Consider the following 16540-nt stretch of genomic DNA (forward strand, 5'->3'; position numbering starts at 1 on the left):
AAAAGGGTTGTATACGGAAAGACGATGTCCTATAATACCCCTTAGCTTCAAAAAACAAAAGAAAGACAATAAGAGGGAAAATGTTATGACAGCAAACAGGAAGGTAACAGCCCGTTATGCGGAGATTGCCCGGTTTCTGGGCCTGCATTTTAACGAGGAATTCTGTGTGGCTTATGGAGAAAAAGACGGATTTACACTGCGCGTCAGCGGTCTTGATACTGGCAGGGGTATCGAGTACGGTATGGTCTGCATATCAGTCGGTGTGGCTGAGAACGGCGTGAAGTTTAAACAGGATAAACAGTTCCGCAAGGAACACAAGGGTATCCAGGGCGTGGTGCAGGAGAAGCATACGGTCCGGATGAGCCTGAAGCGGTATACCAGGGTAGAGAAGATCAAAGGCATCCTGCAGGAGTCCCTTCCGGCATTTCTGGATATGCTGAGAATGGAAGGCTTCACCAATGGATGCGAGCTCTGCGGCGAAATGAAGGAGACCGGCGCAGCTTACGTGGCAGGCAATGCGATCTGTCTCTGTAGCGAGTGTTACGACAAGGTAACCCAGAATGCGGCGGCTTACACTGCCAACGAGAAGAATAAGAAGGAAAACCTGATGGGTGGCGTCGTAGGCGCTCTCATAGGCTCCCTGCTCGGCGTAGCCAGCATTGTATTGCTGAGCCAGCTGGGCTATGTGGCGGCTATTTCCGGCGTCATCATGGCAGTCTGCGCCCTGAAGGGCTATGAGCTGCTAGGCGGCAAGCTGACGAAAAAGGGCGTCATCATCAGCGCCGTGTTGATGATCGTCATGACCTACGTGGGCGACCGTGTGGACTGGGCCATCATGATTGCCAGAGAACTGGAGACCGATGTCTTCTACGGCTACCGCCTGGTACCGCTCCTGCTTTCCGAGGAGATTATCGACATGACCAGTTATGTGCTGAATCTGGTACTGGTATATGCCTTTTTGCTGGTGGGAGCTATCCCGACTATCCGGAACGCCATGCGCAAAGACAAGGTGGCAGGAACCATCTGTAAACTGTAAAAAGAAAGACAAGAACGGCCCGGGCTGCGAACCATGCAGCCGGGCCGTTTTGCAACAGCCGGAGTTAATGTCCGGAAACCCTGCCATCCTCGCCCCTCCCGTCTTGTCAAACCCCATGAATCATGCTATAATAGGCGGGTATGTAAATACCGTGCTTTATGGACGGTAGTTTTTTGTTCGTAGAATTTAATAAAAAAAGGAAAGAAGAGGAAGAAACATGAAGAAGATTGAAGAATACGTCAGAAGCATACCGGATTTCCCGGAGGAGGGAATTATTTTCCGCGATATCACATCCGTACTGCAGGATGCGGACGGCCTTCATCTGGCCATTGACTCCATGCAGGCGCTGCTGGACGGCGTGGATTTCGACGTGGTCGTAGGAGCAGAGTCCAGAGGCTTCGTGTTCGGTACTCCAATCGCCTATAATCTTCATAAGCCCTTCGTACTGGTTCGCAAGAAGGGCAAGCTCCCCTGCGAAACCATTTCCCGTTCCTATGATCTGGAGTATGGCACCGCGGAGATCGAAATGCACAAGGATTCCATCAAGCCGGGCCAGAGAGTGGTTCTGGTGGACGACCTGATTGCCACAGGCGGAACCATTGAGGCAGCCGCCAAGCTGGTGGAAGAGCTGGGCGGCAAGGTTGTAAAGATCATTTTCCTGATGGAGCTGGCAGGCTTAAAGGGCAGAGAACGCCTGAAGGATTACGATGTGGCGTCTGTCATCCGTTACGATGGAAAATAAATAAAGTACAGGGAGACGAGTGAGATGAAGAAGTTTTTCGAGGAATTTAAGAAGTTTATTTCCAGGGGCAACGTCATGGACATGGCAGTCGGTGTCATCATCGGCGGCGCGTTCACCGCGATTGTGAATTCTCTTGTAAATGATATTTTTATGCCGCTGCTCTCCCTGATTACCGGCGGCTTTGATATCGCCGGCATGTCCGTGTCCTTCGGCGTGGGCGACAATGCGGCGACATTGAATTATGGCGCGTTCCTTTCCGCAGTAATTAATTTCCTGCTGATTGCGCTGGTGATCTTCTGCATCATCAAGGCTATGAATACTGCCAAGGACAAGATGCTGAGTAAGCCGGAGGAGTCGAAAGCTCCCACTACTAAGAAATGTCCGTACTGTATGTCTGAGATTGACATCCAGGCCACCAGATGTCCCCACTGTACCTCAGAGCTTCCGTAAGCTTATGGACAGGAACAGACAGGGGCTTAAGAGACAAACTATAGGGTAAGGCAGGTGCAGATTATGGCAGATACGAAAATCGGTGTAAAAAACAGAGATATGGAAGTGAACCGCGACGACGAGAATGTGAAAGCCATGCAGGATTTCACCAGTCCCGAGGTGCTGTATAAGGAACTGATCGCCAGCGTCCTGAAGTACCATCCATCCACCGACATCTCGATGATTGAAAAGGCTTATAAGATCGCCTCCGAGGCGCATCAGGGCCAGATGAGAAAGTCGGGAGAGCCGTATATCATCCACCCCTTATGCGTGGCGATTATTCTGGCGGATCTGGAGCTGGATAAGGAGACTATCGTGGCAGGTCTGCTCCACGACGCGGTGGAGGATACGGTCATGACCACCGAGGAGATCGCGGAGAAGTTCGGAGACGATGTGGCCCTTCTGGTGGACGGCGTCACCAAGCTGGGACAGCTGTCCTACTCTGCGGATAAGATTGAGATTCAGGCGGAAAACCTGCGTAAGATGTTCCTGGCCATGGCCAAGGATATCCGTGTCATCCTGATTAAACTGGCTGACCGTCTGCACAATATGCGGACTCTTCAGTACATGAAGCCCGAGAAGCAGAAGGAAAAGGCCCGGGAGACCATGGACATCTACGCGCCCATCGCCCAGCGGCTTGGTATTTCCAAGGTCAAAAACGAGCTGGATGACCTGTCCCTGAAGTATCTGGAGCCGGAGGCCTATTATGATCTGAAGGAGCAGATTTCTGAGAAGAAGAGTGTCCGGGAAGCCTTTGTCCAGCGCATCGTGGCGGAAGTGAAGAACCATATGGATAACGCTGGCATTGAGGCCCACGTGGACGGCCGTGTGAAGCATTTCTTCAGTATTTATAAGAAAATGGTGAACCAGCATAAGACGCTGGATCAGATTTATGACTTATTTGCAGTCCGGATCATCGTGGAGACGGTGAAGGACTGCTACGCGGCCCTGGGTATCATTCATGAGATGTACAAACCTATTCCGGGACGGTTCAAGGATTACATCGCCATGCCAAAGGCAAATATGTACCAGTCCCTGCATACGACTCTGATTGGCCCCACCGGTCAGCCCTTTGAAATTCAGATCCGTACCTACGAGATGCACAAGACAGCCGAGTACGGCATCGCGGCCCACTGGAAGTACAAGGAGAGCAGCGACGGCAAGAAGCCGGTGGATCAGCAGGAGGCCGAGAAGATGACCTGGCTGCGCCAGATTCTGGAGTGGCAGCGGGACATGTCCGATAACCGGGAGTTTATGAACCTGCTGAAAAGTGACCTGGATCTGTTTTCCGAGAGCGTGTACTGCTTTACGCCCACGGGAGACGTGAAGACCCTGCCCAGCGGTTCCACCCCCATTGATTTTGCTTATAGTGTCCACAGCGCTGTGGGCAATAAGATGATTGGAGCCCGGGTCAATGGCAAACTGGTGACCATCGATTACAAGATCCAGAACGGCGACCGCATCGAGATCATCACATCCCAGAATTCCAGAGGCCCCAGCCGTGACTGGCTGAATGTGGTCAAGAGCACCCAGGCCAAGAATAAGATCAATCAGTGGTTTAAAAATCAGTTTAAAGAGGATAATATTTTAAAGGGCAAGGAGATGCTGACCCAGTACTGTAAGGCCAAAAGTATCAATCTGTCCAATATTATGAAGCCGGAGTTCCAGAACGTGGTTATGCGGAAGTACGGCTTCAAGGACTGGGATTCCGTGCTGGCAGCCATCGGCCACGGTGGCCTGAAAGAGGGCCAGGTGGTCAATAAGATGGCGGAGGAGTATGAGAAGCTTCACAAGAAGGAGATCACCGATGAGAAGGTCATGGAGGCGGTCACCGAGAACAGCGACAAGAAGCTGAAGCTGGCCAAGTCCAAGAGCGGTATTATTGTGAAGGGACTGACGGACGTATCCGTGCGTTTCTCCAAATGCTGCAGCCCGGTGCCCGGCGACGAGATCGTGGGTTATGTGACCAGAGGCCGTGGCGTGTCCATTCACCGGACCGATTGTGTAAATATCATGAATCTGCAGGAGTCCGAACGGGCCAGACTTATCGACGCTGAATGGCAGGATATGGGGGCTTCCGCCGCAGGAGAAAAGTACGCCACGGAGATCAAGATTTACGCCAATAACCGTACGGGACTTCTGGTGGATATTTCGAGGATTTTCACCGAGCGGAATATCGACATGACCCAGATGAACGTGCGTACCAGTAAGCAGGGAACAGCCACCATTTCCATTACCTTTGAGATCGGAGGCAAGGAGGAACTGCAGAAGATCGCGGAGAAGCTTTATCAGGTGGAGAGCGTTATGGATGTGGAGCGTGCCACCGGCTGATAGAGAGCTCCTGCATCAGGAGGTTTAGATGAAAGTAGAGAGTATGGTGCTTGGTCAGATACAGACCAACTGCTATTTTGCCATAAACGAAGCGACGAAGGAGACCATCGTTATCGATCCGGCGGATCGGCCGGAGGCCATCATTCGGAAGGCTGTGGACGAGGGGCTGGATCTGAAAGCCATCTTCCTGACCCACGGACATGCAGATCACATGCTGGGCGTGGGAGGGCTGAAAGAGAAGCTGGGACTTCCTGTGTACGCCTGCGAGGCAGAAAGGGAGCTGCTGGCGGATCCGGCGCAGAATCTGTCACCGGCGCTCTTTCGGAAAACTGTGTCATTGAATGCGGATGTCTGGGTGAAAGATGGTCAGGAACTGACCGTAGCGGGTATGACCTTTCGGGTCCTCTGGACACCGGGTCATACGCCTGGCGGCTGCTGTTATTACAGTGAGGAGGCGGGCGTGCTATTTTCGGGTGATACCCTGTTCGCAGGCTCCGTGGGACGAACCGATTTCCCGGGCGGAAGCATGAGCGATCTGGTGCGGGGTATCCGTGAGAAGCTTACGAAGCTGCCGGATGAGACAAAAGTGTATCCGGGCCATATGGAGACCAGTACCATCGGAGAGGAACGCCGCTACAACCCCTATCTGGGCGGCTGACCGGAGGCCCGCAGGGTGTTTACAGGATAAAAGGATAAAAGTTCAATGATTGAAGTTAAGATAAATGATGAAAGCTTTGCGTATGATATTCATTCGCTGATTCAGGCCTTTTACGGCGGTCAGGAGGTACAGGTCCGTGTCAAGGAAGCCTTTACGGAAGAGGCACCGGTTCAGATGGATGTGCAAATTACCGAACAGGAAATCAGTTTTTCTATCATTCAGAATGGGGCCTTTCAGGAGAAAGGCCATGTTTATGTGGAAAATCCGGACCGGAAAGCGGTAAAGAACCAGTTAAAGAAGCTCATGTACGACAAGCTCTGCGCCTTTACCGGCGAGACTCTGCCCTGGGGTACCCTGACGGGCATTCGACCCACGAAGATTCCCATGGCCATGCTGGAGGAGGGCAGGAGTAATCTGGAAATCGCCCGGTACATGTGGGAAACCTATGACTGCAGCAAGGAAAAGGCAGCTCTGGCCATCTCCATTGCCAACCGGGAAAAAGAGGTTCTGAAGAATCTGGACTATGAGAAAGGCTACAGCCTTTATGTGGGCATTCCCTTCTGTCCCAGTATCTGTCTGTACTGCTCCTTTTCTTCTTCTCCCATAAAGGTCTGGGAGAAGAAGGTGGAGGATTATCTGACGGCGCTGTTCAAGGAGATAGCTTTCCTTGGAAAAGCTTACGCGGGCCGGAAGCTGAACACGGTCTATGTGGGCGGCGGTACGCCTACGACCCTGACAGCGGAGCAGTTGGAACGACTTATGACCTGTATTGAGCAGAATTTTGATTTTACTTATTTACAGGAGCTGACCGTGGAGGCAGGACGTCCCGACAGCGTGACGCCCGAGAAGCTGAAGGTCTTAAAAGATCATAAGGTGACCCGGATCTCTGTGAATCCCCAGACTATGAACCAGAAGACCCTGGATCTCATCGGCCGCAGGCATACGGTGGAAGAGACGAAACAGGCTTTTTATATGGCCCGGGAAGCAGGCCATGATAATATTAATATGGATCTCATCGTGGGACTTCCCGGCGAGGATATCGAGGATGTGCGGCACACCATGGAGGAGCTGAAAAAGCTTGACCCGGACAGTATCACGGTTCATTCCCTGGCGGTGAAGCGGGCGGCCAGACTGAAACTGTTCCGGGATACCTATGAAGAGATGGGTCTGAAGAACAGCCGGGAGATCATGGATCTGACCTATCGCTGCTGCGTGGAGCAGGGCGTATATCCCTATTATCTGTACCGTCAGAAGAATATGGCGGGAAATTTTGAAAATGTGGGCTATGCAAAGGTTGACAAAGCCGGAATTTACAATATACTGATTATGGAAGAGAAACAGACTATTCTGGCGGCAGGCGCAGGCGCCTCCACCAAGTTCGTCTTCGCCTCCGACCATATTGAACGGGTGGAGAACGTGAAGGATGTGAAGCAGTACATTGAGCGTATCGACGAAATGATCGAGCGTAAGCGCAGCTTCATGGAGAAAAACAGTCTGCTTTCAGACTGAAACTGATATTTAATGTAATTATTGGGTGCAGGCCGAAGCACTTGCTGCTGAGGCCGTAAGAACATGATTCAGGTGTAAGCAGATTCCATTCGCGCAGCGAATTTTCATGAATCTGAGGAACCTCCGTAATTATGAAAGTACTGAATAATTACGGAGGTGGACATGAGCGAAACGACACCCCTCTCCTTTTTCGAGGAGGATGTTACAGAGGAGATTAATCACGGAATCCGGGTGAGTAATCTGGCTTATTACGTGGGAAAAGAGCTGGGGCTCTATGAGAACCAGTGCTATGAGCTGGCCGTGGCCGGCATGGTACACGATATCGGAAAGCTTTGCGTATCCGGCTATCTGTACGGACGCCACGAGGATACCCTGAAGATCGAGGAAATGAAGTATGTCCGGATGCACCCGCGTCTTGGCTACGATCTGCTGATGCGGTACGACTTTTCCGATGACGTGATCGAGACGATCCTGTATCATCATGAGAACTACGACGGGTCCGGCTATCCGGAGAACCTGTCCGGCGACCAGATTCCCCTGGGAGCCAGAATCTTACGGGTCTGCGACGTGTACGCGGCGCTGACCTCCGACCGGCCTTATCGCAGAGCCTTTGACGCGGATGCGGCCGTGGAACTGATGATAGATGAAGTAAAAAATTTTGATATAAAAGTATTTCTGGCCTTCCAGAGAGTCATCCATGAGGAGCAGCTGGCTGACAAATGGGCGATTCAGAGGCTGAAGGTACGGATCACAGAGGAGGATATGAAATGATTACACAGGCCCCAAGAGGAGTGGAAGACTGGTACGGCGAGCGGATGCACAAGCGCGCCTGGGTGGAGAAGCAGGCCAGAGAGCTTGCCCGCACCTACAATATGACTGAGATTATTACTCCGATTTTTGAGCACACCGTACTGTTCCAGCGCGGTGTGGGAGAGACTACGGACGTGGTACAGAAGGAGATGTATACCTTCGAGGATAAGGGTGGCAGAAGCATCACCCTGAAACCTGAAGGAACCGCAGGAGCCATGCGCGCTTACCTTGAGCGGAACATGTACGCCAATCCGGCGCCCACCAAGCTCTACTATGTGACTCAGGCTTTCCGTTATGAGAAGCCCCAGAGCGGCCGTCTCCGCCAGCATCATCAGTTTGGCGTGGAGTTCGTAGGTTCCAGGAGCCCTCTGGCAGAGGTGGAAGTCATTTCCCTGGCTGCGGCCCTGATCAAGAAGCTGGGTCTGAAGGACGTGAAACTTCATATTAACAGCATCGGCTGCCCGAACTGCAAGAAGGATTACAATGACGCCCTGCTTTCCTACCTGAGAAAGCATGAGGACGCCCTGTGTCCCACCTGCCGGGAGCGTATGCAGAAAAACCCCATGCGTGTCATCGACTGCAAGGTTCCGGAGTGTAAGGAGATTGTAAAAGACGCGCCCCGCACCATCGACTATCTGGACGAGGAGTGCAAGAATCATTTCGAGGAGCTGCAGCATCTGCTGACGGAGCTTGGCGTTCCTTTTGAGGTGGATACCGGTATCGTCCGCGGTCTGGACTACTATACCAAGACCGTATTCGAGTTCGTGAACTCCGACGGCTTCACCCTCTGCGGAGGCGGACGCTACGACGGCCTGATTCATGAGATCGACGAGAAGCAGGATATCCCGTCCGTAGGTTTCGGCATGGGTATTGAGCGTATCCTGTATTTCCTGGAGAAGGAGGGCGTGGAGGTTCCGGCCATGGAGACTCCCGATCTCTATGTGGGAATCCTGGGCGCCGAGGCAAAAGCAAAGGCCTATAAGCTGGTCAATGAGATCCGCAGCCACGGCCTGATCGTGGAGACCGACTATATGGACCGCAGCGTCAAGGCCCAGATGAAGTACGCCAATAAGATTGGCGCGAAGAAAGTCGTTATCATCGGCGCGGATGAACTTTCTAAGGGTGCGGCCAATGTAAAGGATATGGCCACCGGCGAGCAGACCGAGGTGGCGCTGACAGAGCTTCCGGGTCTGTTCTAAAAGCGATAAAACCCCGTCTGCCGCCATTTGGCCCGGGCGGGATCATTTCATATTAACAGCGATAGATAAGAGAGGAAAAAACTATGTTTCAGTCAAGAACACACACCTGTAACGAGCTGCGTCTCGCAAACGCAGGTGAGACCGTGACTTTGGTAGGCTGGTATGAGAACCTGCGTAAAGTCAGCAAAAATCTCGGCTTCCTGATTCTGAGAGACTTCTACGGAACCACTCAGGCCGTGATCGAGACCGAGGAAATGATGGCGAAGCTGTCCGGCGTCAACACGGAATCCACCCTGTCCATTACAGGCGTGGTACGGGAGCGTTCCAGCAAGAACGCGGCGCTGCCCACCGGCGAAATCGAAGTGGTTCCCACTGATATTCAGGTGCTGGGGCGCTGCCGCTACAACGAGCTGCCCTTCGAGATCAACCGTTCCAAGGAGGCAGATGAGAACACCCGTTTGAAATACCGCTATCTGGATCTCCGTAACCCGGCTGTCAAGGAGCGGATCGTGCTCCGCAGCAACGTGGTAGCAGAGCTCAGAAGAAGTATGACCGAGCATGGCTTCCTGGAGATTACCACGCCGATCCTGACCTGCTCTTCCCCCGAGGGCGCAAGAGACTATCTGGTACCTTCCAGAAACCATCCGGGCAAGTTTTATGCCCTGCCTCAGGCTCCCCAGCAGTTCAAGCAGCTGCTGATGACCTCCGGCTTCGACCGGTATTTCCAGATCGCTCCCTGCTTCCGGGACGAGGACGCCAGAGCAGACCGCTCCCCGGGAGAGTTCTATCAGCTGGATATGGAGATGGCCTTCGCCAGCCAGGAGGACGTATTCGCGGTGCTGGAGGACGTGCTTCCGCCGGTATTTGAGAAATATGGCACCTACAATACCGCATCCAAGGCCCCGTTCCGTCGGATCTCCTACCATGACGCCATGGAAGTATACGGATCTGATAAGCCGGACCTGCGTATCGATCTGGTGGTTCAGGACGCTACCGAGTGTCTGGCAGACTGCGGCTTCGGACCCTTCGAGGGCCAGACCGTGAAGGCTGTGGTATTCAGCGATTTCAAAGCTACCCGGAAAGTCATAGATAAGATCTGTGCCGATACCGAGGTACAGACAGGCAATAAGGCATACTGGTTCCGTCTGGATGAGAATGGAGAGCTGGTAGGCGGTATCTCCAAGTTTGTCACCGAGCGCAAGGAACAGGTGGTTCAGGCTCTTGGCCTGAAGCCCGGCGACTTCGTAGGCCTGACCGCGGGCAAGAGATTAGTGGCACAGAAGACCGCGGGCGCGTTGCGGAAGATCCTGGGCAATACCGTAGAGGGTCACATGACCAAGGAATGCTACGAGTTCTGTTGGATCGTGGACTTCCCCATGTACGAGATTGGCGAGGAGTCCGGCGAGCTGGAGTTCTGCCACAATCCGTTCTCCATGCCCCAGGGCGGCATGAAGGATCTGGAGGAGAAGGATCCCCTGGACATCTACGCATACCAGTACGATCTGGTCTGCAACGGCGTAGAGCTGTCCTCCGGCGCGGTGCGTAACCACGACCCGGAGATCATGGTGAAAGCTTTCGAGCTGGTAGGCCTGGGCGAGGACGATGTGAAAGCCAAGTTCCCGGCCATGTACAACGCTTTTTGTTACGGAGCTCCGCCCCACGCAGGTATCGCTCCCGGCGTAGACCGCATGGTCATGCTGCTGGCAGGCGAGGAGAGCATCCGTGAGATTATCCCCTTCCCCATGAACAAGACTGCCCAGGACGTGATGATGGGCGCTCCGGCCACCGTAGATCCCAAGCAGCTGGCAGACGTACACATTGCTATTGTGAAGGATGAGAAGGAAGAAAAAACAGAAGAATAAGAAATAAAAAAATGAGACGGCTGCCTCCGGTATCCCTACCGGAAGCAGAAAAACCATAAAAGGGCAGCCGTCTCCATGAGAAAAATGCAGGGCATACCGACCACAAAGGCGGTATGCTTTGTTTTATGCCGGAAAAGCTGCATGCCAAGAATCGCTCCGGCACCGCCTCCCAGAAGGGCAGACAGGAAAAGGGTGCGTTCCGGAATCCGCCAGGCGTGGCGGCGGGCGCGCCTTTTATCAATGCCCATCAGAGAAAAGGCGACGAGGTTTATGATACACAGATAAATTAGAAAATAGGTCATAAGCGCCTCCTTACGAGATATAATGTCTGACGATATTATATCATATCCTTCGGATATGCCGCTCCGCTATGGATGCCATTCGGCAGGATATAATGTCTGACGACATTATATCATAAAATACAAAGTATTGAAAAAAATACTTGCATTTTTCTGGCTCAGTGCATATAATAGACCCAACTTGAAAAAGACAAATGTACGCGTCACAAGGACATGCGCGCAGAAAGCCAAGGAGGAACTGAACATGTATTCATTGGATGAAGTGAAAGCAGTGGACAGCGAAGTAGCAGCTGCCATCCAGGCGGAGATGAGCCGCCAGAACAGCCACATCGAGTTAATCGCATCGGAAAACTGGGTATCCAAAGCCGTAATGGCTGCCATGGGAAGCCCGTTGACCAATAAATACGCGGAAGGATATCCCGGAAAACGTTATTACGGCGGCTGTGAATGCGTGGATGAGGTGGAAAAGCTGGCCATCGAGCGCGCGAAAAAAATCTTCGGCTGTGAATACGTGAATGTACAGCCCCATTCCGGCGCCCAGGCCAATATGGCCGTTCAGTTCGCTATGCTGAAGCCCGGTGATACCATCATGGGACAGAATCTGGCTCACGGCGGACACCTGACCCACGGAAGCCCTGCGAACTTCTCCGGAACCTATTTCAATGTGGTTCCCTACGGAGTCAACGACGATGGCGTCCTGGATTATGACGAGGTTCTCCGGATCGCGAAAGAGTGCCATCCGAAAATGATCATTGCCGGGGCCAGCGCCTATGCCAGAACCATTGATTTCAAGCGTTTCCGTGAAATCGCTGACGAAGTGGGCGCATACCTGATGGTGGACATGGCGCATATTGCCGGACTGGTGGCAGCAGGCCTGCATCCCAGCCCCATTCCCTACGCCCACGTGACCACCACGACCACTCATAAGACCCTCCGGGGTCCAAGAGGCGGTATGATTCTCTCGGACGCAGAGACCGCAAAGCAGTTTAACTTCAATAAAGCAGTATTTCCGGGCATCCAGGGCGGCCCCCTGATGCATGTGATTGCGGCCAAGGCTGTCTGCTTCCAGGAGGCACTGCAGCCCGAGTATAAAGAGTATCAGCAGCAGATTGTGAAGAACGCCAGAGCTCTCTGCAAAGGCCTGATGGATCGGGGCATCAAGATTGTATCCGGCGGCACGGACAATCATCTGATGTTGGTGGATCTCACTCCCTTCGACCTGACTGGAAAAGAAGTGGAGCATTTGCTGGACGCGGCCAATATCACAGCGAACAAAAATACCATTCCCAATGACCCCAAATCTGCTTTTGTCACCAGCGGCGTCCGTATCGGAACCCCTGCTGTCACGGCGAGGGGTTTGAAGGAGGAGGATATGGAAACCATCGCTGAAGCTGTAGCTCTGATGATCAAAGAAGGAGAAAGCGCCACAGAAAAAGCAAAGGCTCTGGTGAAGAGCCTGACGGATAAGTATCCACTGGACATGTAAATTTAAAAGATACTGGAAGGAATAAGAAAAGCAGGGAGAAATCTGGAAACGGCCGGATTTCTCCCTGTTTTTTATGGCGGAATTTTAAAGAATTCTTAAATAGTTTTTCCCACACCCGTATGCTATACTGATAGCATAGTATACTAGATATAGTAGCCTGGCGAAGCGAAGTGCCGGGCAGCAGGCACAGGAGAGTGAAGATGGCGGAGAAAAGAGAGCCTGTGATACAGGTAAAGAATCTCTATAAGATCTACCGGGTCGGCGAGAACAAGGTGCGGGCACTGAACGGCGTGGATCTGAAGATTTATAAGGGAGAGTTTTGTTCCATCGTGGGTACTTCCGGTTCCGGAAAATCCACGATGCTGAATATGCTGGCGGGTCTGGAAAAGCCCACCAAAGGCGAGATCATCGTGGCCGGAGAGCATCTGGAGAAGATGAGTGAGAACCAGCTTGTAAAGTTCCGGCGGGAGCATGTGGGCTTTATCTTCCAGTCTTTTAATTTGCTGGGAACCATGGACGCGGTGGAGAATGTGGCACTGCCCCTGGTCTTCCGGGGTGTATCGAAGAAGGAACGGATGGAGAAGGCGGATAAGATGCTGGATCTGGTGGGGCTGTCCAAACATAAGGATCACCGGCCAAATGAAATGTCCGGAGGACAGCAGCAGCGCGTGGGCGTTGCGAGAGCTCTGGTACTGGATCCGGAGATTATCTTTGCCGATGAGCCTACGGGAAATCTGGATTCCAATACCTCAGCGGAGGTCATGCGGCTGATGCAGAGGATCGTACGGGAGCGGAATCAGACACTGGTGATGGTAACCCATGACAACCATCTGGCCAGCTTCGCAGACCGGATTTTCCATATTATAGACGGTAAGATTGTGAAGATAGAAGACAACCGAAATAAATCAGAGCAGATAGAGGGGGAATAAGAAAAATGAAGAATAAGTGGATGAAAAAAGTACTAGTGCTGATGATGTGCGGCGCGCTGGCAGTTCCCGCAGTGGGAGCGGGATGGAAACCCATGGTGGCGCAGGCGGCGCTTGGTGGAAGCGGAGGCGGTACAGGAAGTTTAGCAGACGCAAAGAAAAACGCCCTGGATCAGCTGGCAGATTATTACGATGTCCTCAAGGACTCTATTCCGGAGGATAAGAAGGCAGAGTTTGATAAAGCAAAAAAGGATGCGGATACCGTTATTTCCAATATGCGTACCAGCGAGCAGGTGACGGCATACCTGGCAAAGGCGATGGCCAAGCTGGATTCCTTTGTACCCTCTGCCACTCCTGACGGCGACACCACCCCCACCACAACCAACGCCAACATCATGGTAGGCGGCAACTGGGTAACTCCCGTGGCCAATGCGGGCCAGCGCGTGAACGTGGTACTCCCGGTGGTAAATATGGGACGTACCCGTGTGAAGAACGCGGTGGTAACCCCGGTGATCAGCGAGGACGCAGCCAAGTGGCCCTTTGAGATCGAGACCTCCAACTACAGCCAGACTATTGACCGGCTGCCGGGTACCGATGACGGCGGTTCTGACATGGATCGGCGCCGGGAACTGACCTGGACTCTGAAGACCCGGAAGGACGCGCCCAGCGGCTATATGCCCATTTCCTTTAATGTGACCTATGAAAATGATGATAAGAGCCTGACCACAGTGACTCTTACTTCCTATGTAAATGTGGTGGGAACCACAGGTATTTCCGCGGATGGAAAGGCGTCCACGCCCCGTGTCATTGTCACCGGATTTTCTACGGACCCGGAGACCGTACACGCAGGCGATACCTTCACCCTGACGCTTCATATGCAGAATACTTCCAAGGCCACAGCTGTGAAAAATATGGTGTTTGATATCCAGGCGGCCAGCGAGAGTACCGATACCACTTATGTGGCGGCTTCTTTCCTGCCAACGGCCGGATCCAGTACCGTATTTGTGGATAAGATTGCGGCAGGCTCCAATAAAGACATCAGCATCGAGCTGGAAGCCAGATCAGATTTGGCCCAGAAGCCTTATGTGATCAATGTGAAGATGAACTACGAGGACGAGAGCGTCAATGCTTATGAGAATACGGCCAGCGTATCCATTCCGGTGCGTCAGGAAGCAAGGGTTGACACCAGCAGCATAGAGGTAACGCCCCAGTCCATCGAAGTGGGCGGGGAAGCCAATGTATCCTTCAGCCTCTATAATATCGGCAAGACGAAGCTTTATAATGCTTCCGTGAAATTTTCAGCAGATTCCGTGACCGGCGGTGACACCTACCTCGGAAACATCGATCCGGGAGCTACCGGAAGTGTGGACGCATATCTGACCGGCGCTGCAGCCACCATGGATGATGGTAAGGTCAAGATCCAGATCACCTTTGAAGATGAGTCCGGAGAAGCGACGACCGTGGAGAAGGAGATGGAACTTTATGTAACAGAGCCCATGAGCTACGATGACGGCATGACGGATGACGGTTCCTATGATGATGGAAGCAGTCAGGGCGGCGGCTTCCGGATCTGGTATGTACTGCTTCCTCTGGCGCTTGTGATTGCAGCTGTGGTAGCTTTCCTGATCATTCGGAAGAAGAAGGCCAAAAAAGCGGCAGAGTTTCTGGAGACAGACGACCTGGATGATTTGGAGGATACGGATCCGGAGGACGACGGGCAGGAAGAAGCGGAAGATGAGGAAACCGAGACATCCGGAGACGGGAAGGAAGAGGAGTAATCCATGAGTTTTAGCGATTTGCTCAAAATGAGTCTGAGCAGCCTGTGGCGGCGGAAGCTCAGGACAGTTCTGACGGTGCTGGGCGTAGTTGTGGGAACGGCTTCCATCATGGTTATGATTTCCCTGGGACTGGGACTCAGTAAATCCAATATGGAACAGATCGAACAGTACGGAGGCCTGACAACGATTACGGTCTATCCGAATGAAAATGGCGGCGGAATGCATTACGGCGGGGGCGGCACGGCCATGTCTGCGGAAAGTGGTATGTCGGGCTCTGCCGATAATGAGCCCATCCGGATCAATGACGCCATGATAAAGACGCTGTCCGAGATAGATCATGTGGAGATCGCCTCCCCAGTTCTCTCCACCTCAGCCATTGCCAAGTATGGGAAATGGGAAGCTTATCTGAATATTCAGGGCATGAGTAAGGAAGCCCTGCAGAAGCTGAACCTGGAGCTGACAGAGGGAAGCGAGCTGCCGCTGTCGGACTCGGAGTTGAAATTTCTATACGGCAATACGGTAATCACGGACTTCTATGACGCAAAGACGAACCAGTATTACTGGGATACGGGCCAGCTGGCAGACATTGATTATATGAAGGATCCACTGTTTATCATTTTCGATACGGACGCCTACTGGAACAGCAAGAACGGCGGAAAGGATGAGAACGGGACTCCGGTGGCGGCCCCGAAGAAGTATCTGATTCCGGCCTGCGGCGTGATGGCAGGTACGGAAAATGACTATACGGAGAATTCCAACAACGTGCTCTGCGATGTGGAAGCACTGAAAATGCAGCTAAAAAAGATCTACAAGGGAAAGGCCATTCCGGGTCAGCCTACCACCAAGTCCGGAAAGCCCTATAAAGAGATTTATTACGATTCTGCCTATATCCGTGTGGATGATATGAAAAATGTCAAAGAGGTGCAGACTGCCATTCAGAATCTGGGACTGCAGGCCAACAGCAATGCCGAGTGGATGGAGCAGGTGCAGCAGAGCTCCCGTTCTATTCAGGCTACGCTGGGCGGTATCGGCGCGGTGTCTCTTTTTGTGGCGGCCATCGGAATCGCCAATACCATGATGATGTCCATCTATGAACGGACCAAAGAAATCGGTGTCATGAAGGTGCTGGGCTGCGATATGGCGGCTATCCGGAATATGTTTCTGGCAGAGGCCGGCTTCATCGGTCTGATTGGCGGCGTAGTGGGAGTCATGCTCAGTTATATTATCTCGGCGGTTATTAATTTTGTGGTGAGGGAGAGCTACGCCAATATCTCCTATATTCCTCCATACCTGACCCTGCTGGCGTTGATATTTGCGGTGGTGATTGGTATGCTGGCCGGACTGTTTCCGGCGCTTCGGGCCATGCGGCTGAGTCCCCTGGCAGCTATCCGGAACGAGTAACCGGAGGATAGGGA

Annotated in this window: 14 protein-coding genes; 13 read left to right on the forward strand and 1 reads right to left on the reverse strand. The window is 52.7% G+C overall.

Annotated features, from left to right (window positions below; all coding sequences use genetic code 11):
- Positions 1–85: 85 nt before the first annotated feature.
- From H8S44_RS03730 to aspS, 9 genes are all read left to right on the forward strand, one after another.
- Positions 86–1036: a hypothetical protein gene (locus H8S44_RS03730; protein ID WP_186873189.1), complete on the forward strand. Its 951-nt coding sequence runs from the start codon at positions 86–88 to the stop codon at positions 1034–1036.
- A 217-nt stretch (positions 1037–1253) separates the two neighbouring features.
- The gene (locus H8S44_RS03735) at positions 1254–1778 is read left to right on the forward strand and encodes an adenine phosphoribosyltransferase (RefSeq protein WP_186873188.1); all 525 of its coding nucleotides are present in this window, start codon (positions 1254–1256) and stop codon (positions 1776–1778) included.
- Positions 1779–1802: 24 nt separating this feature from the next.
- Positions 1803–2228 carry a large conductance mechanosensitive channel protein MscL gene (gene mscL, locus H8S44_RS03740; protein WP_186873187.1) on the forward strand — a complete coding sequence of 142 codons (426 nt, stop codon included), beginning with the start codon at positions 1803–1805 and terminating at the stop codon, positions 2226–2228.
- A gap of 63 nt (positions 2229–2291) precedes the next feature.
- Positions 2292–4598, forward strand: coding sequence for a RelA/SpoT family protein (locus H8S44_RS03745; protein WP_186873186.1), 2307 nt, complete (start codon positions 2292–2294; stop codon positions 4596–4598).
- A 28-nt stretch (positions 4599–4626) separates the two neighbouring features.
- Positions 4627–5256 (forward strand): MBL fold metallo-hydrolase, encoded by a 630-nt coding sequence (locus H8S44_RS03750; RefSeq protein ID WP_186873185.1) that lies wholly within the window; start codon positions 4627–4629, stop codon positions 5254–5256.
- Between the two features lie 45 nt (positions 5257–5301).
- Entirely contained in the window at positions 5302–6765 is a 1464-nt protein-coding gene (gene hemZ / locus H8S44_RS03755) for a coproporphyrinogen dehydrogenase HemZ (protein ID WP_186873184.1), read from the forward strand.
- Positions 6766–6927: 162 nt separating this feature from the next.
- Positions 6928–7536 carry an HD-GYP domain-containing protein gene (locus H8S44_RS03760; protein ID WP_186873183.1) on the forward strand — a complete coding sequence of 203 codons (609 nt, stop codon included), beginning with the start codon at positions 6928–6930 and terminating at the stop codon, positions 7534–7536.
- Positions 7533–8774 carry a histidine--tRNA ligase gene (hisS, locus tag H8S44_RS03765; protein ID WP_186873182.1) on the forward strand — a complete coding sequence of 414 codons (1242 nt, stop codon included), beginning with the start codon at positions 7533–7535 and terminating at the stop codon, positions 8772–8774. Before H8S44_RS03760 ends, hisS begins: the two co-directional genes overlap by 4 nt.
- A gap of 83 nt (positions 8775–8857) precedes the next feature.
- Complete coding sequence (gene aspS, locus H8S44_RS03770) at positions 8858–10636, forward strand: aspartate--tRNA ligase (protein WP_186873181.1); 1779 nt, start codon at positions 8858–8860, stop codon at positions 10634–10636.
- A gap of 35 nt (positions 10637–10671) precedes the next feature.
- On the opposite strand, the gene H8S44_RS03775 is transcribed toward aspS, so the two are convergent.
- Positions 10672–10938 (reverse strand): DUF1294 domain-containing protein, encoded by a 267-nt coding sequence (locus H8S44_RS03775; RefSeq protein ID WP_186873180.1) that lies wholly within the window; start codon positions 10936–10938, stop codon positions 10672–10674.
- 241 nt (positions 10939–11179) lie between these two features.
- Here H8S44_RS03775 and glyA point away from each other — a divergent pair, with 241 nt between their 5' ends.
- The 4 genes from glyA (at position 11180) to H8S44_RS03795 (ending at position 16526) form a co-directional block, all read left to right on the forward strand.
- Complete coding sequence (glyA, locus tag H8S44_RS03780; protein WP_186873179.1) at positions 11180–12421, forward strand: serine hydroxymethyltransferase; 1242 nt, start codon at positions 11180–11182, stop codon at positions 12419–12421.
- 200 nt (positions 12422–12621) lie between these two features.
- A complete protein-coding gene (locus H8S44_RS03785; RefSeq protein WP_186873178.1) occupies positions 12622–13350 on the forward strand; it encodes an ABC transporter ATP-binding protein in 729 nt (242 codons plus the stop codon).
- Positions 13351–13355: 5 nt separating this feature from the next.
- Positions 13356–15125 (forward strand): COG1361 S-layer family protein, encoded by a 1770-nt coding sequence (locus H8S44_RS03790; RefSeq protein WP_186873177.1) that lies wholly within the window; start codon positions 13356–13358, stop codon positions 15123–15125.
- Between the two features lie 3 nt (positions 15126–15128).
- Positions 15129–16526: an ABC transporter permease gene (locus tag H8S44_RS03795; protein ID WP_186873176.1), complete on the forward strand. Its 1398-nt coding sequence runs from the start codon at positions 15129–15131 to the stop codon at positions 16524–16526.
- The last annotated feature ends 14 nt before the right edge of the window (positions 16527–16540 follow it).

The sequence above is a fragment of the Anaerosacchariphilus hominis genome, from assembly GCF_014290175.1.
GTDB classification, from domain to species: Bacteria; Bacillota; Clostridia; order Lachnospirales; family Lachnospiraceae; genus Laedolimicola; species Laedolimicola hominis.